Origin of the sequence: Micromonospora sp. WMMA1923 (assembly GCF_049179195.1) — a bacterium.
GTDB classification, from domain to species: domain Bacteria; phylum Actinomycetota; class Actinomycetes; order Mycobacteriales; family Micromonosporaceae; genus Micromonospora; species Micromonospora yangpuensis.
In genome coordinates, this window is the sequence record NZ_JBMHLZ010000001.1 from 1,549,131 (window position 1) to 1,571,734 (window position 22,604).

General features: G+C 74.2%; 20 protein-coding genes and 1 pseudogene. 9 read left to right on the forward strand and 12 right to left on the reverse strand.

Features of this window, described 5'->3' with window-relative positions:
• Positions 1 to 29 precede the first annotated feature (29 nt).
• Entirely contained in the window at positions 30 to 1,391 is a 1,362-nt protein-coding gene (locus tag ACN28G_RS06985) for a glycoside hydrolase family 6 protein (protein ID WP_421478725.1), read from the reverse strand.
• A 184-nt stretch (positions 1,392 to 1,575) separates the two neighbouring features.
• On the opposite strand from ACN28G_RS06985, the gene ACN28G_RS06990 reads away from it, so the two are divergent.
• Positions 1,576 to 2,532 carry an NAD(P)/FAD-dependent oxidoreductase gene (locus tag ACN28G_RS06990; protein ID WP_421480874.1) on the forward strand — a complete coding sequence of 319 codons (957 nt, stop codon included), beginning with the start codon at positions 1,576 to 1,578 and terminating at the stop codon, positions 2,530 to 2,532.
• 21 nt (positions 2,533 to 2,553) lie between these two features.
• Here the strand turns inward: ACN28G_RS06990 and ACN28G_RS06995 are convergent, their stop codons facing one another.
• Positions 2,554 to 4,677: a SpoIIE family protein phosphatase gene (locus tag ACN28G_RS06995; protein WP_421478726.1), complete on the reverse strand. Its 2,124-nt coding sequence runs from the start codon at positions 4,675 to 4,677 to the stop codon at positions 2,554 to 2,556.
• A gap of 201 nt (positions 4,678 to 4,878) precedes the next feature.
• Between ACN28G_RS06995 and ACN28G_RS07000 the strand changes: the two genes are divergently transcribed.
• Entirely contained in the window at positions 4,879 to 5,748 is an 870-nt protein-coding gene (locus ACN28G_RS07000) for a mechanosensitive ion channel family protein (RefSeq protein ID WP_091436375.1), read from the forward strand.
• Positions 5,749 to 5,837: 89 nt separating this feature from the next.
• Here the strand turns inward: ACN28G_RS07000 and ACN28G_RS07005 are convergent, their stop codons facing one another.
• Together ACN28G_RS07005 and ACN28G_RS07010 are read right to left on the reverse strand one after the other, a co-directional pair.
• A complete protein-coding gene (locus tag ACN28G_RS07005) occupies positions 5,838 to 6,212 on the reverse strand; it encodes a DUF6401 family natural product biosynthesis protein (RefSeq protein ID WP_421478727.1) in 375 nt (124 codons plus the stop codon).
• 103 nt (positions 6,213 to 6,315) lie between these two features.
• Positions 6,316 to 6,531 (reverse strand): hypothetical protein, encoded by a 216-nt coding sequence (locus ACN28G_RS07010; RefSeq protein ID WP_091436377.1) that lies wholly within the window; start codon positions 6,529 to 6,531, stop codon positions 6,316 to 6,318.
• 161 nt (positions 6,532 to 6,692) lie between these two features.
• Here ACN28G_RS07010 and ACN28G_RS07015 point away from each other — a divergent pair, with 161 nt between their 5' ends.
• Positions 6,693 to 7,901, forward strand: coding sequence for an MFS transporter (locus ACN28G_RS07015; protein WP_421478728.1), 1,209 nt, complete (start codon positions 6,693 to 6,695; stop codon positions 7,899 to 7,901).
• Between the two features lie 3 nt (positions 7,902 to 7,904).
• Here the strand turns inward: ACN28G_RS07015 and ACN28G_RS07020 are convergent, their stop codons facing one another.
• The 4 genes from ACN28G_RS07020 to ACN28G_RS07035 all read right to left on the reverse strand — a co-directional run bounded on the left by ACN28G_RS07020 (position 7,905) and on the right by ACN28G_RS07035 (position 10,397).
• Entirely contained in the window at positions 7,905 to 8,168 is a 264-nt protein-coding gene (locus ACN28G_RS07020) for a hypothetical protein (protein ID WP_091436381.1), read from the reverse strand.
• 195 nt (positions 8,169 to 8,363) lie between these two features.
• Positions 8,364 to 8,825, reverse strand: a complete 462-nt coding sequence (locus ACN28G_RS07025; RefSeq protein WP_091436383.1) for an SRPBCC family protein — start codon at positions 8,823 to 8,825, stop codon at positions 8,364 to 8,366.
• Between the two features lie 52 nt (positions 8,826 to 8,877).
• Positions 8,878 to 9,294, reverse strand: coding sequence for a DUF2795 domain-containing protein (locus ACN28G_RS07030; RefSeq protein WP_091436385.1), 417 nt, complete (start codon positions 9,292 to 9,294; stop codon positions 8,878 to 8,880).
• A 98-nt stretch (positions 9,295 to 9,392) separates the two neighbouring features.
• The gene (locus tag ACN28G_RS07035) at positions 9,393 to 10,397 is read right to left on the reverse strand and encodes a YihY/virulence factor BrkB family protein (RefSeq protein ID WP_421478729.1); all 1,005 of its coding nucleotides are present in this window, start codon (positions 10,395 to 10,397) and stop codon (positions 9,393 to 9,395) included.
• A gap of 195 nt (positions 10,398 to 10,592) precedes the next feature.
• Here ACN28G_RS07035 and ACN28G_RS07040 point away from each other — a divergent pair, with 195 nt between their 5' ends.
• Positions 10,593 to 10,994: a ChaB family protein gene (locus tag ACN28G_RS07040; protein WP_091436388.1), complete on the forward strand. Its 402-nt coding sequence runs from the start codon at positions 10,593 to 10,595 to the stop codon at positions 10,992 to 10,994.
• Positions 10,995 to 11,054: 60 nt separating this feature from the next.
• Here the strand turns inward: ACN28G_RS07040 and ACN28G_RS07045 are convergent, their stop codons facing one another.
• Positions 11,055 to 12,485 (reverse strand): aldehyde dehydrogenase family protein, encoded by a 1,431-nt coding sequence (locus tag ACN28G_RS07045; RefSeq protein WP_421478730.1) that lies wholly within the window; start codon positions 12,483 to 12,485, stop codon positions 11,055 to 11,057.
• A gap of 72 nt (positions 12,486 to 12,557) precedes the next feature.
• Between ACN28G_RS07045 and ACN28G_RS07050 the strand changes: the two genes are divergently transcribed.
• The gene (locus ACN28G_RS07050; RefSeq protein ID WP_091436391.1) at positions 12,558 to 14,162 is read left to right on the forward strand and encodes a phytoene desaturase family protein; all 1,605 of its coding nucleotides are present in this window, start codon (positions 12,558 to 12,560) and stop codon (positions 14,160 to 14,162) included.
• 1,343 nt (positions 14,163 to 15,505) lie between these two features.
• On the opposite strand, the pseudogene ACN28G_RS07055 reads toward ACN28G_RS07050, so the two are convergent.
• The 3 genes and pseudogenes from ACN28G_RS07055 to ACN28G_RS07065 form a co-directional block, all read right to left on the reverse strand.
• Positions 15,506 to 16,267 (reverse strand): annotated as a pseudogene (locus ACN28G_RS07055) (polyprenol monophosphomannose synthase); the annotation flags it as partial.
• 85 nt (positions 16,268 to 16,352) lie between these two features.
• A complete protein-coding gene (locus ACN28G_RS07060) occupies positions 16,353 to 17,354 on the reverse strand; it encodes an SDR family oxidoreductase (protein ID WP_421478731.1) in 1,002 nt (333 codons plus the stop codon).
• Complete coding sequence (locus ACN28G_RS07065) at positions 17,351 to 17,779, reverse strand: SRPBCC family protein (protein WP_308472677.1); 429 nt, start codon at positions 17,777 to 17,779, stop codon at positions 17,351 to 17,353. The genes ACN28G_RS07060 and ACN28G_RS07065 overlap by 4 nt, the downstream gene beginning before the upstream one ends.
• A 208-nt stretch (positions 17,780 to 17,987) precedes the next feature.
• Between ACN28G_RS07065 and ACN28G_RS07070 the strand changes: the two genes are divergently transcribed.
• From ACN28G_RS07070 to ACN28G_RS07085, 4 genes are read left to right on the forward strand one after another with little or no spacing between them, the layout of a single operon-like run.
• On the forward strand, positions 17,988 to 19,700 hold the full coding sequence (locus ACN28G_RS07070; RefSeq protein ID WP_421478732.1) for an HAD-IIIA family hydrolase: 1,713 nt from the start codon (positions 17,988 to 17,990) through the stop codon (positions 19,698 to 19,700).
• On the forward strand, positions 19,697 to 20,674 hold the full coding sequence (locus ACN28G_RS07075) for a glycosyltransferase family protein (protein WP_091436398.1): 978 nt from the start codon (positions 19,697 to 19,699) through the stop codon (positions 20,672 to 20,674). Before ACN28G_RS07070 ends, ACN28G_RS07075 begins: the two co-directional genes overlap by 4 nt.
• On the forward strand, positions 20,659 to 21,876 hold the full coding sequence (locus ACN28G_RS07080) for a glycosyltransferase (protein WP_091436401.1): 1,218 nt from the start codon (positions 20,659 to 20,661) through the stop codon (positions 21,874 to 21,876). The genes ACN28G_RS07075 and ACN28G_RS07080 overlap by 16 nt, the downstream gene beginning before the upstream one ends.
• Entirely contained in the window at positions 21,876 to 22,589 is a 714-nt protein-coding gene (locus ACN28G_RS07085; RefSeq protein WP_421478733.1) for a D-sedoheptulose-7-phosphate isomerase, read from the forward strand. The genes ACN28G_RS07080 and ACN28G_RS07085 overlap by 1 nt, the downstream gene beginning before the upstream one ends.
• The last annotated feature ends 15 nt before the right edge of the window (positions 22,590 to 22,604 follow it).

Here is a 22,604-nt window from a genome sequence, read left to right on the forward strand (position 1 = left end):
TCGCGACCGCGACGACAGGGGGCCGACGGTCAGCCGCAGGTGCTGCCGTTGAGGGTGAAGCTGCTCGGAATGGGCACGTTGGCACCGGACTGGTTGCCCTGGAAGCCGATGGAGACGGTGCCGCCGGTGGGCAGGCTCCCGTTCCAGGCCACGTTGCGGGCGGTGATCCGGTTGCCCGACTGGCTCCACTCACCGTTCCAGCCGCTGGTCAACTGGACCCCGGCGGCGACGTCGAAGGCGAGCGTCCAGCCGTTGATCGCGGCGGACCGGTTGGTCACCCGCAGTTCGGCGGTGAACCCGCCGTTCCACGAGTTGGGCGTCCAGGTCACCGCGCACCCACCCGCCGCCGGCGGGGTGGTCGGGGGAGTCGTCGGCGGCGTCGTGGGTGGCGTGGTCGGGGGCGTCGTCGGCGGCGTGGTGACCGGGCCGGCGGCGACGGCCAGGTCGTACGCCCGCTGCGGGACGAACTGGCCGGCCGGCCCGATGCAGCCGTCGGACTCGCCGGGCAGCTTGATCCAGAGGAACGCGTCGATCGCCGAGTCGCCGGTGGCGGTGGTGCTCGGCGTGCCGATCGCCCGGCCCGGCGGGTCGCACCACTCGGAGCCGGCCGGCCCGTTGCCGTTGCGGCTGGTGTCGATGACGGCCTTGAGCCGGTTCACCCCGGTCGCCGCGATGACCTGCCTGGCCCAGGAGACCGCCTCGGCGGTGGTGCGGTAGTTCGACACGTTCACCGAGATGCCGTCGGCGCTGTTGGCGATGTCGGCGCCGTTGAGCCGGTTGGCGGCCTCCGAATGGGTCAGCCAGGCCGAGTGGCCGGCGTCGAAGTAGACCTTCGCCTGGCCCGAGCCGGCCTTGAGCTTCTTGCCCGCGTACGCCATCGACGCTCGGGTCTCGGTCTGCTGGGCGGGCGTCTGGCAGCTGGTCATCAGCGGCAGCACGTCCGGTTCCAGCACGATGGTCGCCGGTCGGCCGGCCAGGCCCGCCGCGACCTGGTCCACCCACTGCCGGTACGCGTTGTGGTTGGGCGCGCCGCCGCTGCTGGCCCCGCTGCAGTCGCGGTTGGGGATGTTGTAGACCACCATGATCGGGATCTTGCCGGCGGCCGCTGCCGCGCCGACGAAGGCGTCCACCTGGGACCGTACCGTGCTGGTGTTGGTAGTGGTGTACCAGCGGGCCTGCGGCACGTTGGCGATCCGGTCGCGGATCACCGCCGCGCGGGGGTCGTTGGGGTTCTGCGCCACCCAGGTGGCGGCGCCGGTCTGCGGGTCGACGTAGAAGGCGGAGTCGGCGGCGGCCGCCGCCGGTTGGCCGAGCGCGACCGCACCGGCGGTCGCCAGCACGGCGACGGCGCTGGACGCGACGGCCGCGACCAGCCCTGACTTTCTCCTCATCAGTGCTCCTCGTTCGAGTGACATCGACGTTCGCCCTTGGAAGCGCTCCCACGCCCGCGAGGTCAAAACTACGGGCCGGTTGCGGACATGTGAAGACCTCGGCCGGATCCGGTGGCCCGGGCGGACCCCGGCGGCGGGGCGCACCACCGCATACGATCACCGGGTGACGGCGGAGCGGGCGGGTGTGGTGGTGGTCGGGGCGGGCATCGCCGGAACGGCGTGCGCGGCCGAACTGCTCCGGGCGGGCGTACCCGTGGAGGTCCGGGACCGGGCCCGGGTGCCCGGCGGCCGGATGGCGAGCCGACGCCTCGACGACCGGCCGGTGGACCTCGGCGCCGCCTACTTCACCGTCGACGACCCCGACTTCGCCGTGGTGGTGCGACGCTGGCAGGCGGCCGGACTGGCCCGGGAGTGGACCGACACCTTCCTCGCCTACGGACCCGACGGCCGGCGGGAGGTGCGCGGGCCGACCCGCTGGGCGGCGCCCGGTGGGCTGCGGTCCCTGGTCGCCCAGGCGGCGGGGGAGTTGCCGGTGACCCTCGAACGACCGGTCGGGGCGGTCGGACCGGGGCCGACGGTCGACGGTCACCGGCATCGCGCGGTGGCCCTGGCCATGCCGGGTCCGCAGGCGGCGCGGCTGCTCGACCCGGCGCTGACCGAAGCCGGCCGGGTCGCCCGGGGGCAACGGTTCGCGCCGGTGCTCGCGGTGGTCCTGCGCTATCCGGCCCGGTGCTGGCCGGACTTCCACGGCGCGTTCGTCAACGACCATCCGGTGCTCACGCTGGTCTGCGACGACGGTGACCGGCGCGGTGACCAGGCACCGGTGCTGGTCGCGCACACCACCAGCGACTTCGCCGCCGCACACCTGAGCGGGCCCGAGGCGGCCGGGCCGGCCGTCGCCCGGGCCACGGCGGAACTGCTCGGCCTCACCGGAGCCGCCGAGCAGGTCCACGTGCACCGGTGGACCTACGCCAAACCGGTGGCCGGCCCACGGCTCGACGGCCCCGGGTACCACCTCGACGACGAGGGCGTCGGGCTGGCCGGCGACGCCTTCTCCGGTCGGCCCCGGGTGCAGAGCGCCTGGCTCTCCGGCCGCGACCTCGGCCGGGCCCTCGCCGACCGGCTCACCGCCGTCGGGTGACTCCGGCCGCGCCGGTGTGGTTTAGCCGGCCGGCAGGAGGATCTCGAACCAGACGGTCGAGCCCCGTACCGTCGGGTCGGTGCCCCAGGCGTCGCTGAGCTGCTCGATCAGGCCGAGGCCCCGGCCCCGGCTGCTCAGCGTGTCGGTCTGGGCCCGGGTCACCGTGCCCCGGGTGCCCGAGTCGGAGACCGAGACCAGCAGCCGCTCGGCGCTCAGGTCGATCTCCACCCGGGCGGCCGTCCCGGCGTGCAGCAACGCGTTGGTGGTCAGCTCGCTGGTGCACAACACCGCCGCGCCGACGATCGTCTCCGGCACCTGCCACTCGGTGAGCTGCTCGGTCATCCAGTGCCGTACCCGGCTCGGGGCGGTGGGCTCCGCCGGCATCTCCATGGCGGCCGAGCGGCTGGGCCGCACCGCGTACTCCACGGCCAGCACCGCCACGTCGTCCTCGGTGGCCCCCGCGACGGCGGCCGTGGCCACGGCGCAGAGTGCCCGGGGGTCGCCGCTGGTCGCCTCGGCGACAACGTCGGCGAGGCGGGCCAGCCCCACCGAGAGGCTCTGCTGACGTCGTTCCACCACCCCGTCGCTGAACAGCAGCAGCGTGTCGCCGGGGGCGAAGGCCATGGTGGCGGTGCGGGGCCGGCAACCGAGGCCCAACGGTGCCCCGGTCGGCAGGTCGAGGTACTCCGCGCGGGGCTGTCCCGGGGGCGAGCGGCGCAGCAGCGGCGCGGGGTGTCCGGCGCTGGCCAGGGTGATCGACCGGCGGTCGGCGTCGATCACACCGAAGACCACGGTCACGAAGAGCTCGTGGGTGCCGGCCTCGGCACCCAGGCTGGCGACCAGCCGGTCCAGGCCGGTCAGCACCGCGTCCGGACGCGGATCGGCCAGCGCCAGAGCGCGCAGCGCGGCGCGGACCTGCCCCATCCGGGCCGCCGCCTGTACGTCGTGCCCGGCGACGTCGCCGAGGACCACGCCCAGCCCGCCCGTGGGCAGCAGGAACGCGTCGTAGAAGTCACCGCCGGCGGCGTTGCCGTCGACGCCGGGATCGTAGCGGGCGGCGATCCGCAGCCGGGGCAGGTCCGGCAGGTGCTCCGGCAGCATGCTGCGCTGTAGCAGTTGGGCGGTGCCGTGCTGGGTCTCGAACCGACGGGCCCGTTCGGTGGCCTGACCGACCAGCTCCGCCGAGGCCGACAACAGCGCCCGCTCCGCCGCCGACCAGGGATGCGCCTGGTGGTAGCCGACGGCCAACCCGCCCCGGACCACCGCGCTGCGCAGCGGCACCGAGGCCAGGGCCCGTACCTTCTGGTCGTGCCGGTCCACCGCGTGCTCGCGCATCGGTTGACCGTCGGGGGTGAAGATCGGCACCCCGCTGCGCGCGGTCACCGCCAGGGGGGCGGTGGAGTCGCCGGAGACCCGTCGCCACAACGGCGGCAACCGCTCGTCGGCCTCGTCGAGCAGCTCGCCACGGACCCGGCGGACGGTCCGCCAACCACCGGGGTCGTCCACGGCGAACGCCACCCGGTCGGCGTCGAAAGCGTCCAGGGCGTACCGCAGCGCGACCCGGGCCACGTCGTCGAGGGTGAGCGTGCCCGCGAGCGCGGCGGCGAAGTCGCTCAGGCTCTCCAGGTGGTTGGTCACCTGGGTGGTCTGCGCGGCGACCGTCAACACGCCGACGACCCGGCCGGCGCTGTCGCGTACCGGGGAGTGCCCCCGGGTGAAGGTGGCCTGCTCGGCAGCATGGCCGTCGCGTCGGTCGACCGGTAGGACCGCCTCCTTCTCCAGCACGGACTCGCCCTGCCGGTAGGTGCGCTCCAGCACGTCGCCCACCCCGGGCAGATGCCACACGTCGACGAAGACCTCGGCGGCCGGACGGCCGATCGCCGCCGGGTGCCGGTCGCCGATCAACTCGGCGTAGCCGTCGTTGTAGAGCAGCACCAACTGGTCGCCGTAGGCCAGCGCCATCGGCACCGGGGAGGAGAGCACCAGGTCCACCACGGCCCGTACCGCCGGGTCCCAGGAGTCCGGCGGACCGAGCGCGGTGCCGCCCCACGGGTGGCCGAGGATGGCCGACGCCGTGCCGTGGGCGCTGCGGGCCCCCGGAACGGCAGCTGCGGAAGTGGGCACTCGCCCGACCATGCCTGGCATGACCGCAGCCTAGCCCCAGTCGCCCACCGCTGTTATCGATCATGGATGCCGCGGCGCTACCGCACGCGACCTGCGACCTCTTCGCCCTGGTCGGTGTCGATCTGGCGGGCCATGTCCGGAAAAACGGATCAGCCTCTCCGGCGTGCTGCCCCGGCGACCGGGTATGCGGCCGGCGCTAGTTCATGCGACAGGAGGGACATCATGCAGGAAAGCCTCGCGGTCGGGCGACAGAACGCCGTTGGTGACGCCCTGGCCGACATGTGGAGGTCGGTGCTGCTCTTCGTACCGCGGGCCGTCGCGTTCATCGTGATCCTCGTGGTGGGTTGGCTCATCGCCCGAGCCGTCCTCAAGATCGTCGACGCGGCACTGGAACGGGTGGGGTTCGACCGGGCGGTCGAACGCGGCGGCATCCGCCGCGCACTGGAACGCACCAGGTACGACGCCAGTGACATCCTGGCGCGGTTGGCCTACTACGCGGTGCTGCTGTTCACCCTGCAGTTCGCCTTCGGGGTGTGGGGGCCGAACGCGATCTCGGACCTGATCCGAGGGGTGGTCGCCTGGCTGCCCCGGGCGTTCGTGGCGATCGTCATCGTGGTCATCGCCGCGGCCATCGCCAACGCGGTACGGGACCTGGTCAGCGGTGCGCTGGGCGGGCTGTCGTACGGCCGGGTGCTCGCCGACGTGACCGCGATCTTCATCCTCGCCCTCGGCGTGATCGCGGCGCTGAACCAGGTGGGTATCGCCACCACGGTGACCACGCCGGTGCTGATCGCGGTGCTGGCCACGATCGCCGGCATCCTGATCGTCGGGGTCGGTGGTGGTCTGGTCCGGCCGATGCAGAGCCGCTGGGACGGCTGGCTGGACCGGGCCGCCGAGGAGTCCCGGGCGGTCCGGGAACACCGGCAGGGCCGCTCGATGGGCCGCAGCGACTACGAGCGGCAGATGGCCGACCGGGCCGGGGAACCGACCCAGGCCTTCGGGCGGGCCGAGGAGCAGATGACCGGCTCCCGGGGCGGTCCGGGCTACGGCTCGGCCGGTGTCGGCGACGAAACCCAGCAGTTCCGCCGCTGACCGCAGCGGTCCCGGCACCGGGGGCGTCCGCGATCGTCGCGGGCGCCCCCGGCCGTCGACCAGACGACCGGCCGGTGGTCCGTGCGGTCTCAGGCCGGTGCGGGTGGGAGCGGGGCCGTCGGCAGGGAGCGGGCCAGCGCGCAGACCGCGAGCAGGCGGGTGAGCAGCCAGTCCGGCTCGGCCCAGTCGACCGGGCCGGACGACGGCGACCAGCCCGCCTCCCGCGCGGCGTCGCGCAGCCCCTCGGCGTAGCCGGCGAGGGCCGCCGGGGTCAGCGGCTGCCGGTCACCGTCGAGGCTGTCCCGGATCGCCGCGGCGTGCTGGTCGACCACGGCCAGCAGGGCAGGCCGGAGACCGGCCTCGGTGAGCCCGACGGTACCGACGGAGGCGGCGAGACCGGTCAGGGTGGACCGGGTCGACCCGATGGCGGTACCGGTGCTGACCCGGTCGTTCGACGGACGCATGAGCACCGAGGCTAACCACTCGGGCACCGGGGCGCCCTCGGCCACTCGGTGGGTACGGCATCCGCCAGGTCACCGACCCTACCCCGGCCGTGCGACCCGACGGCTAGTCGCCCGAGCGTGCCTGCGCCGGCCGACGGCGCCGACCGGCGTCGTCGGCGATGATGACGGTCGCCACCATCAGCGCCACGCAGAGGCTGAACAGCCACGAGTCGTCAGTGGCGAACCGTGCCGAGACCGGCGCCTGGACGGCGGCGAGCAGGAAGCCGAGCCAGGCCAGCCGACGCTGACGAGGGGTGAGAAATCCGGAGCCCTGATGCATCCCGAAAGTCTTACTCGCCACGCCCATGACGCCGTCCCCCGATCGGCCGATTCTGGATGGGCTGTCCGTTCTTGTGGCCGTCCGGGCGCGGAAAACTGCCGATTAGGGGGAGTCGAAACCCGCTTCCGGTCGTTCCAACGGATGCGGCAGGATGGGAGACCGTGTCCCACTCCACCCCGGTCCGCCCCCGCCCCGCCCTTCTTCTGCTCGCCTACCTCGCCTTCGTCAGCCTCGGCCTGCCCGACGGGCTGATCGGCGTCGGCTGGCCGTCGATCCGGACCGAGTTCGGCGTGCCCACCGAGGCCGTCGGCGTGCTGCTGACCGTCGGCACCATCGGCTATCTCAGCTCCAGCGTGCTCGCCGGGTTCACGCTGGCCCGGCTCGGCGTCGGCCGGCTGCTGGCCGGCAGCACCGTGCTGGCGAGCCTGGCGCTCACCGGGTACGCGCTGTCACCGGGGCTGACCCTGATGGTCGGCTGCGCGTTCCTGCTCGGACTGGGCTCGGGCGCGATCGACTCGGGGCTCAACGCGTACGCCGCCGGCGCGTTCGGCCCCCGGCACATGAACTGGCTGCACGCCTTCTTCGGCCTCGGGGTGGCGATCGGGCCGCTGATCATGACGGCCGCGGTCAGCGTCGGGCCGGGCTGGCGCTGGGGCTACGGCATCGTCGCCGCCGCGCAGCTCGTCCTCGCGGTGGCCTTCGCCCTCACCGTCCGGGCCTGGCTCGCCCCCGTGCCGGTCACCGCCGGCCAGGACGACCGGGACGGGACGAAAAAGCCGGCTCCGGCCGTGGTCCCGGTGTGGCACACGGTGCGGCTGCCGGCGGTGTGGCTCAGCGCGTCGGCCTTCGCCGTCTACGTGGCGATCGAGATGGGTGCCGGGCTCTGGGCGTTCCTGCTGCTGACCGAGGGACGCGGGCTGAGCGCGGCGGCGGCCGGCCTCTGCGTCTCCGGGTACTGGGGGAGCCTCTTCCTCGGGCGGGTGGTGCAGGGTGTGGTCGCGGAGCGGTGGGGCGCGCCCCTGGTCCTGCGGGGGAGCCTGCTCGCGATGGCGGCCGGCGCGGCACTGATCGCGCTGCCCGCCCCGGCCTGGGTCGCGGTGCTCGGCCTGGCGGTGCTCGGGTTCGCGGCTGCCCCGGTCTTCCCGCTGCTCACCCTCACCACCGTCGACCGGGTCGGCCCGGTGCACGTGGACCGGGCCATCGGTCTGCAGATCGGCACCGCCGGGCTGGGCGGTGCCCTGCTGCCGGCCGGCATCGGCGTCCTGCTCAGCCGGATCTCGGTGGAGGCGCTGGGGCCGGCGCTGCTCGTGCTCGCCCTCGGGCTGATCGCCCTGCACGTGGCGGCCCGACGCCGGCCCGCCCCCGCCTGACGGTCACATGTTGTCCGGGCCGGTCCGTCCGGTGGTGGAGGGACGGTAGGCGCGCTCCTCGTCGGTCAGCTCACGGCCGCGTCCGGTCGGGGAGGCACCCCGGTCCACCGCCTCGGGGCCATGGCCGAACATGGCCTCCGCCCCCGCGTCGTTGCCGGTCACGTCGTCGGACTGGCCGTCGCCCGGAGACCGGGCGATCGCCCGGTCCAGCTCCTCCAGCGATGTACGGTCCTCGTCGCGCCACGCGTGGCTGTCGTTGTCGGTCATGTCGCAGCGGTACCCGGCCCCGGAAGTCGCAAACGACGGTAGCCGGCCCGGAAAGCCGCAACCGGCCGCATCGGGGCGACACCGCAGCGCCCGACGGCCAGTCGCCCATCGGGCCGGTCGCCGGGCCCGCCGCACCCCCGACGCGCGAGGGCCGCCGGCGGGATGCCGGCGGCCCTCGTCGGGTCGGTACCGCGATCAGGGCTGCGGCCGGTCGACCTGGCCACGCCAGGCGCCGGTCTCCTGACCGCGTCGCTCGATGAACTGCTTGAACCGGTCCAGGTCGCCCTTGGCCCGGCGCTTCACCACGCCCAGCTTGTCGCCGGCCTGCTCGACGACCCCCTGCGGCTCGAACTCCAGCTGCAGGGTGACCCGGGTGCTGTTCTCGTCGAGGCGGTGGAAGGTCACCACGCCGGCCTGCTGCGAACCGTCCACCGACCGCCAGGCGACCCGCTCGTCGGGCAGCTGCTCGGTGATCTCGGCGTCGAACTCGCGCTTGACCCCGGCGATCTCGACCCGCCAGTGGGTCGTCTTGTCGTCGATCTGCCGGACCTCCTCGACCCCCTCCATGAAGTGGGGGAACTCCTCGAACTGGGTCCACTGGTCGTACGCCGTCCGGATCGGTACGGACACGTCCACGTGCTCGGTAACGCCACTCATCGGGCTTCCTCCTCCTCGTGGGGGTGCGCTCGGCGGGTCGGGGGTGACCCGGTCACCAGCGCGTCGTCTCGTTCTTGTGGCCGAGTGCGGCCCAGACCTCGGAAACCGTCCGGTACGTCGTACCAGCGGGCAGACCTTCCAACGCGGCCACGATGTCGTCGGGGGCGTCGTTGTCCCGGGCGTTGCGTACCAGGGTGTCCCGGTCACCCGGCAGGGCGGACAGCCCGATGAACCGGCCGAGGCGGCTGCGCTCCTCGACGTCACCGGAGGTCATCCCCTGCGGGGAGCCGCTGCGCAGGTCACCCGCCGGTGCCGTGGTGGGCTCCGGCTGGTCCTCGCCGGCCGGCTCCGCCTGGCGGAACTCGTCGACCCGGGACCCGGCGGCGCCCGGCCCCTGGACCAGGCCCTCGACCTCCCGGCTCAGCTGTTCGTCGAGCCGGGGTCCGTGTTTGCTGCTGCCACGTTCCATGCCTTCTGCGCTACCCGGGGCCGACCGCGATAAACCGGAGAAGCGGAGGACGTCGGGGTGCTTTCGATCGACGGGCTTCGCGGGGGCGGCCGGCCAGCTCAGGCGTCGGCCGGCGCGCGGGGCGGCAGGATCCGCTCGGCCGGATCAGGCCCACCTGCCTGCAACTGCCGTCCACGTTGCACCTCCGCGTTGATCTGGACGCCGAACATCAACGCGCAGTTGGACAGGAACAACCACACCAGGAAGGCGATCACCGCGCCGAGGCTGCCGTAGGTGACGTCGTACGAGCCGAAGTTGGTCACGTACAGGCCGAAGCCGAAGGTGACCAGCACCCAGGAGAGCAGGGCCACCGCCCCGCCCGGGGTGAGCCAACGGAACCGGGGCTGCTGGACGTTGGGTGCGATCCAGAACAGCATGGAGAGCAACATCATCATGATCATGGCGAGCACCGGCCACTTCACCAGGCTCCAGGCGGTCCGGGCCAGCCCGCCGGCGCCGATCAGGTCACCGACCGCGTCGGCGACCGGACCACTGACGATCAGCCCGACCGCCACCACGGCGAGCAGGATCAGCGCCAGCCCGGCCAGCCCCATCTGCAGTGGGCGCAGCCGGTAGACCGGCCGCCCCTCGGTCACCCCGTAGATGGCGTTCGAGGCCCGGGTGAAGGAGCCGATGAACCCGGAGGCCGACCAGAGCGCGCCGAGGAGGCCGAAGCTCAACAGCGCCTTCGAACCGCTCTGCTGCTCGACCACGCCGCGTACCACGGCGACGAAGCTGTCGTTGCCGACCACCGACCCGGCACCCATCTCCCGGGCCAGGTCGATCACGGTGTCCACGGTCCGGTCGCCGTCGGAGACCAGCCCGACCAGGGCGACCACCACGATGGTGGACGGAAACAGCGCCAGCACCCCGTAGTAGGTGAGCGCAGCGGCCAGGTCCGCGCAGTTGTCCTTGACGAAGTTCTGCCCGCTGCGCACCAGCACCCCACGCCAGGTGGTCCAGCTCAGCTGCCGGATCCGGGCGGGCAGCCGTACCCCGGTCCGCCGCCGGTCCGTCGTGGGGTCCTGCTCCGTCGCCCCGGCCGGGTCGCCTGTCGTCGTCACGAGCGCTCCCTGTCTCCGGCCGCGAGGAACGGCCCGGATGGTACGCCGGCCGGCCTGGCGGTGCGTCTGTGCGCGGGCGGTACCCGGTGGCGAAAATCGACAAACGCGGCACGCCCGGTGTCCCGGTGGGAAAAGTTTGCCCGAGCCGCTGCGGGGAACGCTCGTTGGCAGTCCAGCGACGCGGAGGAGGACGAGATGCCCGGGCGCGAGGTACTGCCCAGCACGCTGCGGCGCTCTCCGGAGAAGGCTCAGCGTACGTGGGTGAAGACGCACGATTCGGCGGTCGAGACGTACGGCGAGGGTGAGCGGGCGCACCGTGCCGCCTTCGCCGCGGTCAAGCACCGGTACGAGAAGGTGGGCGACCACTGGGAGGACAAGGGGCGCAAGGGGCCCAGTGACCGGCAGGCCGCCGGTGGCGGTCCGGCCCGGCGGGCCCCCACGGCCGGTGGCGTGGACGCCAACGCCAGCAAGGACCACCTGCTCCAGGTGGCCCGCAAGCTGGACGTCAAGGGACGCTCCAGCATGACCAAGGCGGAGTTGGTCAAGGCCATCGAGAAGGAGAACAACCGGCAGACCCGCAAGGCCCGCCAACGCTGACAGGTGTAAGGAAGGGTCCCCTGTACATCAGAAAGCGATAACAGGGGGCCCTTCCTTACCTCACCAGGTGGGGGTGGGGGGTTCCAGGTGGACGGCCTTGGTGGTGGTGAGTTCGTCGAGCAGTTCCGGGCCGTACCCGAAGCCCTGGCCGCTGCCCCGGCGCGGCTGGGCGGCACCCCCGGGCGCGCCCCCGAAGACCGCGTTGACCTTGACGGTGCCCACCGGGAGTTCCCGCCAGGCCCGCTGGGCGTGCCCCATCGACGCGGTGAGCACCGTCGCGGCCAGCCCGTACGGTGACCGGGCGGCCCGCTTGAGCGCCTCGCCGAACGAGTCCACCACCACGACCGGCGCGACCGGCCCGAACGTCTCCTGCCGGACCAGCGCCATCTCGTCGGTGCACCCGGTGACCACGGTGGCCGGGTAGAACGCACCCGGTCCGGCCGGCAGCGTGCCACCGACCCGCAGCCGCGCCCCCTCGGCCACCGCCGCGGTCACCTGACCGTGTACGTGGTCCCGGTGCCGCCGGTCCACCAGCGGCCCCAGCTCGGTCCCCGGATCGCGTCCCGGCCCCATCCGCAGCGCCCCGGCCCGTTCCACCAGCGCCGCCACGAAGTCGTCGGCCAGGTCCCGGTGCACGTAGAGGCGCTCCACCGCCACGCAGATCTGCCCCGCGTTGGCGAACGCCCCCAGTGCCGCCTGCTCGGCGGCCCAGCCCGGATCGACCCCGGCGTCGACGATCAGCGGGTCGCTGCCACCGTTCTCCAACAGCGCCTTCGCCCCGGTCCGGGCGCAGGCCGCCGCGATGGCCCGCCCGGTGGCCGTGGAACCGACGTGCGCCACCACGTCCACCTCCTGCCCGGCCAGCGCCGCGCCCACCTCGGCCCCGCCGGTCAACAGCGACAGCACCCCGCTGGGCAGCGCCTCGTCCAAGGCCCGGGCCAGCAGCCAACCGGTCGCCGGGGTGCGCTCGCTGGGCTTGTACAGCACCACGTTGCCGGTGACCAGCGCCGCGCCGAGCAGCCCGCAGGAGACCGCCACCGGATCGTTCCACGGGGTGATCACGGCCACCACGCCACGCGGCTGCGGCGTCATGAAGTCGATCGCGTCCGTCGCGCCGTGCAGCGTACGACCGCCGCGCAGCGGGCCGAGTTCGGCGTACTGGCGCAGGGTGCCGATCCCGGCGGCCACCCCGCCCCGGGCGTCGTCCAGGGGCTTGCCCATCTCGGCGTTGGTGGCCCGGGCCAGCTCCTCGGCCGCCGCCTCGACCGCGGTGGCCGCTCTGACCAGCGCGGCCGCCCGGTCAGCCGGGGCCGTCGCCGCCCAACCGGGCGCCGCCTCCCGGGCCGCGGCGACCGCCTTGACCACCTCGTCGGCAGTGGCCACCGGCACGGTGCTGACCGGCGTGCCGTCCGCCGGATCGACCACCGTCTGCTGCCCGCCGGTACCGCCCGCGCCCCACACCCCACCGATGAGCTGCTCCACCCGGTACATGGCGCGCAGCATGCCCCGGCCCCGGCCGGACAAACTCGTTTCGCCCGGTGGTCGCGGGGGTAGCCCGATCCGATGACCTCCTCCGGCACGCACACCGTGGACGCCGTCGTCGTCGGCGCCGGCCACAACGGGTTGGTCGCGGCCAACCTGTTGGCCGACGCCGGCTGGGAGGTGGTGGTGCTGGAGGCCACCGGAGCGCCCGGCGGCGCGGTCCGCTCCGCCGAGGTCACCGCGCCCGGCTACCTCAGCGACCTCTACAGCTCGTTCTACCCCCTCGGGTACGCCTCCCCGGTGCTGCGCGGACTGGACCTGGCCCGGTACGGCCTGAGCTGGCGGCACGCCCCGGACGTGCTGGCCCACCTGATGCCCGACGGGCAGGCCGCGGTGATCAACCGGGATCCGGAGGTCACCGCGGCGTCGCTGGAGGCGTTCGCCCCCGGCGACGGCGACCGCTGGCTGCACGCCTACGCGGACTGGCAGCAGGTGGCCGAGCCGATGATGACCGCGATCACCACCCCCTTCCCACCGGTCCGCGGCGGGCTGTCCCTGCTGCGCCGACTGCGCACCGCGGGCGCCCTCCGGCTGGCCCGGCGGCTCGTGGTACCGGTACGCAAGCTGGGCGACGAACTCTTCGACGGTGCCGGCGGGCCGACGCTGCTGGCCGGCTGCGCCCTGCACACCGACCTCGCTCCGGAGGAGGCCGGCTCCGGGGTGTACGGGTGGCTGCTGGCCATGCTCGGCCAGCAGATCGGCTGGCCGGTGCCGGTCGGCGGGGCCCAGCAGATCACCGACGCGCTGGTGGCCCGGCTGACCGCCCGGGGCGGCCGGATCAGCTACCACGCGCGGGTCGACCGCGTCCTGACCGCCCGAGGCCGGGCGATGGGGGCACGTACCGTCGACGGTTCGCTGTGGCGGGCCCGCCGGGCCGTGCTCGCCGACGTCCCGGCCCCCGCGCTCTACCTGGACCTGGTCGGCGCGGCGGTGCTACCGCCCCGGTTGGTCGAGGACCTGGCGCACTTCCGCTGGGACGGCTCCACCCTCAAGGTCGACTGGGCGCTGTCGGCCCCCGTACCGTGGACCAACCGCGCGGTGGCCACCGCCGGTACCGTGCACCTCGGCGCGGACCTGGACGGACTGACCGGGTACGCCGCCGCGCTGGCCCGCTCCGAGCTGCCCCGGGACCCGTTCCTGCTGGTCGGCCAGATGACCACCGCCGACCCGGAGCACTCCCCACCGGGTACGGAGTCCCTGTGGGCGTACACCCACCTGCCCTTCCGCCGGGACTGGCGGGCCGACGAGATCGCCGAGCACGTGACGCGGATGGAACAGGTGCTGGAGGACGCCGCGCCCGGCTTCCGGCAGCTCGTCGTCGGGCGGCACGTGGCCGGCCCCGCCGACCTGGAACGGGAGAACCCCAGCCTGGTCGGCGGCGCGTTGGGCGGCGGCACGGCCGCGGCGTACCAGCAGTTGTTCCTGCGTCCGATCCCCGGCCTCGGCCGGGCGGACACCCCGGTGGACCGGTTGTACCTGGCCAGCGCCTCGGCTCATCCCGGCGGCGGAGTGCACGGCGCACCGGGCGCGAACGCCGCCCGGGCCGCCCTGGCCCGCGACCGGGCGTTGACCGGTGCTGCCTACGCCCGCCTGATCAGCACCGCCAACCGGGCCCTGTACCCCTGACCCTCCCGCGCCCCGTGCCTGCCCGGTCTCGTCCCGTGCTTTGCCTCGTCCCCTGCCCTGCCTCGTCTGTGCTTTGCCTCGTCCCCTGCCCTGCCTCGTCCCCTGCCCTGCCTCGTGTCTCGGCCCTTCTGCAGGATCCGGGAAATGGTGGCCGCTACAGCGGGCGAGGCCACCACATCCGTGTTCGAGCGGGCTGATCTCGGAGCGTGGACAGGTGGGTCAGGAAGTGGGACGGGGTGGGTCGGGGCGTTGCGACGAGGTCACTCCGGGCGGTCGGGACCCGCGTCGACGTCCGGGGTGGACGTGACCGGAGTGGACGTACCCGGGGTGGACGTGCCGGGAATGGACGTACCCGGGTTGGCGACGCTCGCGGCCGGGCCCGACGCCGGGCTCCGGGTCGTCTTGGCGGCGCTGGCGGCCTTGCTGACCGTGGGCGTCTTGGCAGCCGTCGAGGTCTTGCTGCCCGTCGTCTTGCTGCCCGTCGTCCTGGCTGCGGTGGCCGTCTTGGCTGCGGTGGCAGTCTTGGTGGCCTTGGTCGTCGTCGGGTTGGCCGTACCCGTGCTGGCGGAGCGGGACTTCTGGGCGGGGGTGGCCCGCGTGCTCTTGGCCGCCTTGGTGGCCCGGGGAGTCCTGGTCGCCTTCGTGGCCCGGACGGCCCCGGCCTCGACGCGGGCGCCCGGTGCGACCTTCCCCGTCGTGGCATCGTCGGCCGTGACGGTGGCCTTGCTGGTGTCGGCCTCCGTGCTGGTGTCGGCCTCCGTGCCGGTGCCGGTAGCCGTGGTGGCGTCGGCCGCCCGGCCGGTGCCGCCCTCCGGGTTGGCGCCGTCGGCCTCCGGGTAGGCGTCGGTCCCGGTGCTGGTGGCAGACGGACTGGTGGCAGACGGGGCGGCGGGAGCCGTGGTCGCGGGTGCGGCAGTGCGGGACAGGTCCGCCGCCGACGCGCCGGCAGACCCGGTGTCGGCGTCCGTCGCGGCGCCGGCCTGCGATGCGGTGCCGGCCTGCGGTGCGGTGCCGGCCTGCGGTGCGGTGCCGGCGTCCGGTGCGGTGTCGGCGTCCGGTGCGGTGCCGGAGCGCGATGCGGTGTCGGTCTCCGGTGCGGTGCCGAGGTCGCTGGCGGTGGCGGTGGGCGTCCCCACGGGCTCGGCGAGCTGCGGGGTCGCTACGAACGCCTGCCCGGGCTCGCTGTCCGGTGCTACGGGAACGTCGCCCTGCCTGGGTTCGCTGTCCGGTGCCGCCGGACCGGTGCCCTGCGCGGGCTCGTTGTCCGGTGCTACGGCGACGTCGCCCTGCGCGGGCTCGCTGCTCTGGGCTGCGGGCGTGGCGTCCCGCGTGCTCGGGTCGGCCTCGATGTGGCGGTGCCGGCTGCGCAGTTTGAACGGCATCAACGCGCTTTCGATCTTGGTGGCGGTGGTCATCTTCGACGCGCCGTCCCGCCGCTCCTCGAAGCGGATCGGCACCTCCAGGATGGTGTGCCCGAGCTTGGTGGCCAGGTAGTGCATCTCGACCTGGAAGCTGTAGCCGTTGGACTGCACCCGGTCCAGCCCGATGTCGCGCAGCGCGTCGGAGCGCCAGATCTTGAAGCCGGCGGTCAGGTCCCGGATCCGGACCCGCAGCAGGGTGTGCACGTACAGGTTGGCCCAGCCACTGAGCGCCCGACGGTACAACGGCCACGCCTCGTCGAGCTGGCCACCGGGGACGTACCGGGAACCGATCACCACACCGGCCTGGGTGGAGAGCAGCGCGCCGAGCATGCCGGGCAGCGCCTCCGGGGGGTGGGACAGGTCGGCGTCCATCTGCGCCACGTACTGTGCGCCGCCGTCGAGGGCCCGGCCGATGCCGTCGACGTACGCCCGGCCCAGGCCCTCCTTACCGGCCCGGTGCACGACCTCGACGCGGTCGGGGTGCGCGATGGCCAGCTTGTCCGCCACCTCACCGGTGCCGTCCGGTGAGTTGTCGTCGGCGACCAGGACCCGCAACCCGGGAAGGGACAGGGCGAGGAGCCGCTCGACCAGCACCGGCAGGTTGCCCGCCTCGTTGTAGGTGGGGACCACGACGGTCAGGCGCACGTCCCGCCACGGCGAGGGCAACTGCACGGGTTCGATCATGACGGACATCCTCGGTTTGCCGACAGGGTTCACAGAGAGGGTAGCCAGTTGCTCGGAGCCGTTCGCTCAGGCTCCCCAACCCGGCTCAGCGTAGGCGGCGGAGCAGGCCCGTTGCGGCCATCGCCAGCACGGTGCCGGTGACCGCGGCCACCGCGGGCTTGTGCGTGCCGATCCAGAGCGCCGCCGACCGTTGCCGGGCCTGGTCGGTGAAGACCCCCTCGGCACCCCGGTCCTGCTCGTCGTCGCCGGGCCGGTCCAGGTTGTCCCGCCAGGTGGCCGGGTCGATCGGAGTGTCGGTCTGCTGGCTGTCGTACCCGCCACGGGCCAGGCCCCGGTCGAGCAGCCCGGGGAAGAGGATGTTGCCCAGCCGGGCCCGCCAGGTGGGCCCGCCCACGTTGAGCTCACGCGGACCGTGGTCGGCGACCCAGGCCACCGCCCGCGCGGCCAGCTCCGGGGCGAAGATCGGCGGCACCGGCTGCGGGTGCCGGGGCAGTCGGGTACGCACCCAGGAGAACTGCGGGGTGTTGACCGCCGGCAACTGCACCATGGAGAGCTTCACCCCGGGGCAGTCGTGCAGCAGTTCCGCCCGCAGCGAGTCGTTGAAACCCTGCACGGCGTGCTTGCTCGCGCAGTACGCCGACTGCAGCGGAATGCCCCGGTACGCCAGCGCCGAGCCGACCTGCACGATGGCGCCCCGCCCGGCGGCCCGCATGTGCCGCAGCGCGGCCAGCGTGCCGTGCACCGTACCCAGGTAGTTGACCTCGGTGACCCGGCGGAACTCGGCGGCGGGAATCTCCCAGGCCGGCGCGAAGACCGACACCATGGCGTTGTTGATCCACACGTCGATGCCGCCGAAGTGGTGCACCACGTCGTCGGCGGCCTGCTGCACCGCCCCGGCGTCGGCCACGTCGACCTGGTAGCAGCGGACGTCGGCGGCGCCCAGCCCCCGGCAGTCCCGGGCGGCGGCGTCGAGGCCGGCCGCGCCCCGGGCGATCAGCGCGAGGCGGGCGCCCCGCGCGGCGTACCGTCGGGCGACGGCCCGGCCCACGCCGGCACTGGCCCCCGTCACCACCACCGTCTGGCTCACTGGTCGCCCTTCTGTCGGGTCGCGATGTCGGCCAACCGGCGCAGGGTCTCCTTGTTGCGCTGGTGCAACACCAGGTCGTTGAGTTTGGTCCGGACCCACCGCAGTGGCCCGGCGGCGAAGTCCTCACCGAGGCGGATCAGGGTGGCGTCGTCGCCCACCGCCTCCAGGGTGAAGACCACGACCGCCTCACCGGCCGGCCAGAGCCCGGCCCGCAACGTGAGGTGGTACGGCGGTTCGCAGCGCAGCACCGTCGAGGAGTCCTGTAGGGAGATCGGCCACGGCCCGGCCCGGTGGTGCAGTTGGCTGCCGACCCGGGGCCAGGCGTCGTCCACGTCGCGCACGTGCGCCGTGCCGACCACCCAGTCGCTGTACGTCCACCCGTCGGCCAGCACGTCGAAGACCTGCTGGGGGGGAGCTTGGATCACGCGTTCGACGATTGCCACCACCTCTTGCTACCCGGCGTACCGGCCGGGTATGCCCCGGTGCTGGGTTAGCTTCTCCACGGCGGCGGGTAAGGCGCTGACCGGCGGCGGTGCGTGCCGGGTCCTCCGTGCCCGCGACCGCCGGCGGACGCGGCGTCGCGGTGCCGTGCGGATGACGTTTACTCCTCGGGGCCCCGGGAACCCGCCGGCCGTGCGACAGGACCGCAAGGAGCCGGATCAGCGCAGGTCAGCACGGGTTTCCGCCGGTGCTGGTCGGGGCCTGTCCGGCCCGGTGCTCTTCGACGCGGTGCTGCTGGACCGGGACGGCACGCTGGTCGAGGACGTGCCGTACAACGGTGACCCGGAGAAGGTGCGGCCGGTGCCGGGGGCCCGGGCGGCGCTGGACCGGCTCCGGGCGGCGGGGCTGCGCCTGGGTGTGGTGAGCAACCAGTCGGGACTGGCCAAGGGGCTCTTCTCCGGCGACGACCTGGCTCGGGTAAACGCCCGGGTCGAGGAGTTGCTGGGCCCCTTCGACAGCTGGCAGGTCTGCCCGCACGACGACGGTGACGGCTGCCGGTGCCGCAAGCCGGCACCGGGACTGCTCCGGGCCGCGGCGCGGGAGCTGGGCACCGTACCGCGACGCTGTGTGATGATCGGCGACATCGGTGCCGACGTGGTGGCCGCCGGCGCGGCGGGCGCGGCCGGCATCCTGGTGCCCACCGCGACCACCCGACCCGCCGAGATCGCCGCTGCCGGGCAGGTCGCCGGGGACCTGACCGCCGCGGTGGACGACATCCTGTCCCGGATCGAGCGGGTGGGCGCCGACGCCCCGGCCCGCCGGGGTGGCACGGTGCTGGTGGTCCGCAGTGACTCGGCCGGAGACGTCCTGGTCACCGGGCCGGCGATCCGGGCCGTCGCCGCCCACGCCGACCGGGTCGTGCTGCTCTGCGGCCCCCGGGGACGGGCCGCCGCCGACCTGCTGCCCGGCGTCGACGAGGTGCTCGAACACCCGTTGCCCTGGATCGACCCCGCGCCCGGGGCGGTCGACGCGACGGAGCTGACCGCGCTCACCCGCCGGCTGGCCGCCGTCGGCGCCGACGAGGCGGTCGTCTTCACCAGCTACCACCAGTCACCGCTGCCCCTGGCCCTGCTGCTGCGGATGGCCGGCGTCGGACGGGTCAGCGCGATCAGCGACGACTACCCCGGCAGCCTGCTCGACGTACGGCACCGGGTGCCGCCGGGCATCCCGGAACCCGAACGTGCCCTCTCGCTGGCCGCCGCCGCCGGCTACCAGCTGCCGGAACACGACGAGCCCCGGCTGCGGGTCCGGATCGACCGGCCGGCCGCTGACCCGTCGGTGCCGGCCGAGCCGTACCTGGTGGTGCATCCCGGGTCGTCGGTGGATGCCCGCGCCTGCCCGCCGGAGGTGGCGGCCCGGATCGTCGGCGTGCTGAGCGCCGCCGGGTACCGGGTGGTGGTCACCGGTGGTCCGCACGAGAGCGGACTGACCGCCCAGGTGGCCGGGGCCACCGGGATCGACCTGGGGGGCCGGACCGGGCTCGGTGAGCTGGCCGCGGTGATCGCCCGGGCCGGTGCGCTGGTGGTCGGCAACACCGGGCCGGCGCACCTGGCCGCCGCGCTCGGGGTGCCGGTGGTCAGCCTCTTCGCCCCGACGGTGCCGTTCGGCCAGTGGGGCCCGTGGCGGGTGCCCACGGTACGCCTCGGCGACGCCACCGCCGCGTGCCGGCAGAGCCGGGCGGCGACCTGCCCGGTGCCCGGCCATCCCTGCCTGAGTGGGATCGAACCCGGCCGGGTCCTCGACGCGGTACGCCTGCTCGGCGTGCCGGCCGGTCGACCGGGGCCGGAGGCCGTCGTCACCGGTGGCCGGGCGGTGGCGCGCGGCAGTGCCGGGGGCCGGCGATGAACATCCTGCTGTGGCACGTGCACGGCTCCTGGACCACGTCCTTCGTGCACGGCCGGCACGACTACCTCATCCCCACCACGCCGGAGCGGGGGCCGTACGGGCTCGGTCGGGCGCGCACCTACCCGTGGCCGGACTCCGCCCGCGAGATCAGCCCGGACGGGTTGTCCACCGCCCCGGTCGACGTGGTCATCCTGCAACGGCCCGAGGAGCTCGACCTCGTCGAACGCTGGACCGGCCGCCGGCCCGGCCGGGACCTGCCCGCCGTCTACGTCGAGCACAACACCCCGAAGGAGGGCAACGTCCCGCACTCCCGCCACCCGATGGCCGACCGGGACGACCTGCTGGTCAGCCACGTCACCCACTTCAACCACCTCTTCTGGGACACCGGCAGCACCCGCACCACCGTCGTCGAGCACGGGGTCGTCGCCCCCGCGGTCGAGTGGACCGGCGAACTCGACCGGCTCGCCGTGGTGATCAACGAACCCGTGCGGCGCTGGCGGGTCACCGGCACCGACCTGCTGTCGCGTTTCGCCGAGATCGCCCCGTTGGACGTCTACGGCCTGCGGGTGGCCGGGCTGGCCGACCACCTCGGCCTGCCCGCGACCCGACTGAGCAGCCACGACGACGTGCCGCAGGCCCGGATGCACGCCGAGTTGGCGCGCCGGCGGGCGTATCTGCACCTGTGCCGGTGGACCTCGCTGGGCCTGAGCCTGGTCGAGGCGATGACCATCGGCATGCCGGTGGTCGCGCTGGCCGCCACCGAGGCCGGGCGGGCGGTACCGCCGCAGGCGGGTGCGGTCTCCACCCGGATCGACGACCTGCTGGAGGCCGCCGGACGGCTCATCGCCGATCCGGCGGCGGCCCGCCGGGCCGGGGCCGAGGCCCGGGCCGCCGCGCGGGCCCGCTACGGCCTGGACCGTTTCCTCGCGGACTGGGATCGGCTGCTGGAGGAGGAAGTATGCGGATCGCGATGATCTCGGAGCACGCCAGCCCGCTCGCCGTCCTCGGCGGCGAGGACGCCGGTGGCCAGAACACGCACGTCGCGGAACTCTCCGCCGCGCTGGTCGCCGCCGGCCACGAGGTACGCGTCTACACCCGCCGCGACGCCGTCGACCTGCCCGTCACGGTACGGGCCCCGGACGGCTACGACGTGGTGCACGTACCGGCCGGACCGGCCGAACCGCTGGCCAAGGACGCGCTGCTGCCGTACATGCAGCCGTTCGGCCGGTGGCTTGTCGACCGGTGGCGGGGCGGCGACTGGGTGCCCGAGGTGATCCACGCGCACTTCTGGATGAGCGGTCTGGCCGCGCTCTCCGCCGGCCGCGACACCGGGGTGCCGGTGGTGCAGACGTACCACGCCCTGGGTGCGGTCAAACGCCGCCACCAGGGCGTGCAGGACACCAGCCCGGCCCGGCGGATCGGCTACGAGCTCCAGTTGGGACGGTCGGTGGACCGGGTGATCGCCCAGTGCCAGGACGAGGTGGGGGAGCTGGTCCGGTTGGGGGTGCCCCGGTCGCGGATGACGGTGATCCCGTCCGGGGTGAACCTGGGCACGTTCGCCCCGCTGGGCCCGGCCGCCGAGGTCGAGTCGGACCGGGCCCGGGTGCTCACCGTGGGCCGGCTGGTGGAACGCAAGGGCTTCCAGACGGTCGTGCGGGCGATGGCGCTGGTGCCCGACGCGGAGTGCGTGGTGGTGGGTGGTCCCCCCGCCGGGCTGCTGGAGACCGACCCGTACGCCCGGCGGCTGCGGGCGCTGGCCGGGTCGTGCGGGGTCGCCGACCGGGTCCGCCTGGTCGGCGCGGTGCCCCGGGAGGAGATGGGCCGCTGGTACCGCTCCGCAGACGTGCTGGTGGCCGCCCCCTGGTACGAGCCGTTCGGCCTCACCCCGCTGGAGGCGATGGCCTGCGGGGTACCGGTGGTCGGCACCGCCGTCGGCGGGATCAAGGACACCGTGGTCGACGGGGTGACCGGTGACCTGGTCCCGGCCCGGGACCCGCAGGCGTTGGGCACCGCGATCCAGCGGCTGCTCGGCGACCGGATCCGTCGGTTCTCCTACGCCACCGCCGCCCTGGACCGGGCCCGCCGACGCTACTCCTGGGCGGTGGCCGCCCAACGGCTGCTGGAGGTCTACGGCGAGGTCGCCGCGGTCCGCCGGCCGACCCGGGTGGTGGCCTGATGTCGGCCGCCCCGATCGAGCCGGCCGACGCCGGGACCCCGCTGGAGGCACACCTGGCCGGGTTGGCCGCCGCCCTGCTGCCGTACCGCACCTCGGCGCGGGTGCTGGCCAGGTGGGGTGCGGACCTGGCCGGGCACCTGGGGTCGGGCGGGCGGTTGCTGGTGGCCGGCAACGGGGGCAGCGCCGCCGAGGCCCAGCACCTCACCGCCGAACTCGTCGGCAAGCTGCGCGACGAACGCGAACCGCTGTCGGCGATCGCCCTGCACGCCGAGACCTCGGCGCTCACCGCCATCGCCAACGACTACGGCTACGAACAGGCCTTCGCCCGGCAGGTACGCGCCCACGGCCGCCCGGGGGACGTGCTGCTGCTGATGTCGACAAGCGGCACCAGCCCGAACCTGCTCACCGCCGCCCGTACCGGCCGGGACGCCGGCCTGCGCTGCTGGGCCTTCACCGGCCCCACGCCCAACCCGTTGGCCGACGCCTGCCACGAGAGCCTGGCCATCGACTCGCCGGACAGCCAGGTGGTGCAGGAGCTGCACTTGGTCTCCACCCACCTGCTCTGCGAGTACCTGGAACGGGCCCTGCCGGCGGTGTTGGCCGCCCGTGCCGGGGCAACCCCGGCTGGCGCGCGGGCCCCGGCGGGCGGGCCGGTGCGTACCGGGGTCGAGGTGGTCGTCGGCGATCCCACCGAAGCGGAGCCCAGGACGTGACGTGGCCGGCACCGG

What these genes read in the sequence shown, in the direction of transcription:
- ACN28G_RS06985 (WP_421478725.1), bottom strand. Translation starts at nt 1,391, where the DNA reads ATGAGGAGAAAGTCAGGGCTGGTCGCGGCCGTCGCGTCCAGCGCCGTC.
- ACN28G_RS06995 (WP_421478726.1), bottom strand. Translation starts at nt 4,677, where the DNA reads ATGCCAGGCATGGTCGGGCGAGTGCCCACTTCCGCAGCTGCCGTTCCG.
- ACN28G_RS07000 (WP_091436375.1), top strand. Translation starts at nt 4,879, where the DNA reads ATGCAGGAAAGCCTCGCGGTCGGGCGACAGAACGCCGTTGGTGACGCC.
- ACN28G_RS07005 (WP_421478727.1), bottom strand. Translation starts at nt 6,212, where the DNA reads ATGCGTCCGTCGAACGACCGGGTCAGCACCGGTACCGCCATCGGGTCG.
- ACN28G_RS07010 (WP_091436377.1), bottom strand. Translation starts at nt 6,531, where the DNA reads ATGCATCAGGGCTCCGGATTTCTCACCCCTCGTCAGCGTCGGCTGGCC.
- ACN28G_RS07020 (WP_091436381.1), bottom strand. Translation starts at nt 8,168, where the DNA reads ATGACCGACAACGACAGCCACGCGTGGCGCGACGAGGACCGTACATCG.
- ACN28G_RS07025 (WP_091436383.1), bottom strand. Translation starts at nt 8,825, where the DNA reads ATGAGTGGCGTTACCGAGCACGTGGACGTGTCCGTACCGATCCGGACG.
- ACN28G_RS07030 (WP_091436385.1), bottom strand. Translation starts at nt 9,294, where the DNA reads ATGGAACGTGGCAGCAGCAAACACGGACCCCGGCTCGACGAACAGCTG.
- ACN28G_RS07040 (WP_091436388.1), top strand. Translation starts at nt 10,593, where the DNA reads ATGCCCGGGCGCGAGGTACTGCCCAGCACGCTGCGGCGCTCTCCGGAG.
- ACN28G_RS07045 (WP_421478730.1), bottom strand. Translation starts at nt 12,485, where the DNA reads ATGTACCGGGTGGAGCAGCTCATCGGTGGGGTGTGGGGCGCGGGCGGT.
- ACN28G_RS07050 (WP_091436391.1), top strand. Translation starts at nt 12,558, where the DNA reads ATGACCTCCTCCGGCACGCACACCGTGGACGCCGTCGTCGTCGGCGCC.
- ACN28G_RS07075 (WP_091436398.1), top strand. Translation starts at nt 19,697, where the DNA reads ATGAACATCCTGCTGTGGCACGTGCACGGCTCCTGGACCACGTCCTTC.
- ACN28G_RS07080 (WP_091436401.1), top strand. Translation starts at nt 20,659, where the DNA reads ATGCGGATCGCGATGATCTCGGAGCACGCCAGCCCGCTCGCCGTCCTC.
- ACN28G_RS07085 (WP_421478733.1), top strand. Translation starts at nt 21,876, where the DNA reads ATGTCGGCCGCCCCGATCGAGCCGGCCGACGCCGGGACCCCGCTGGAG.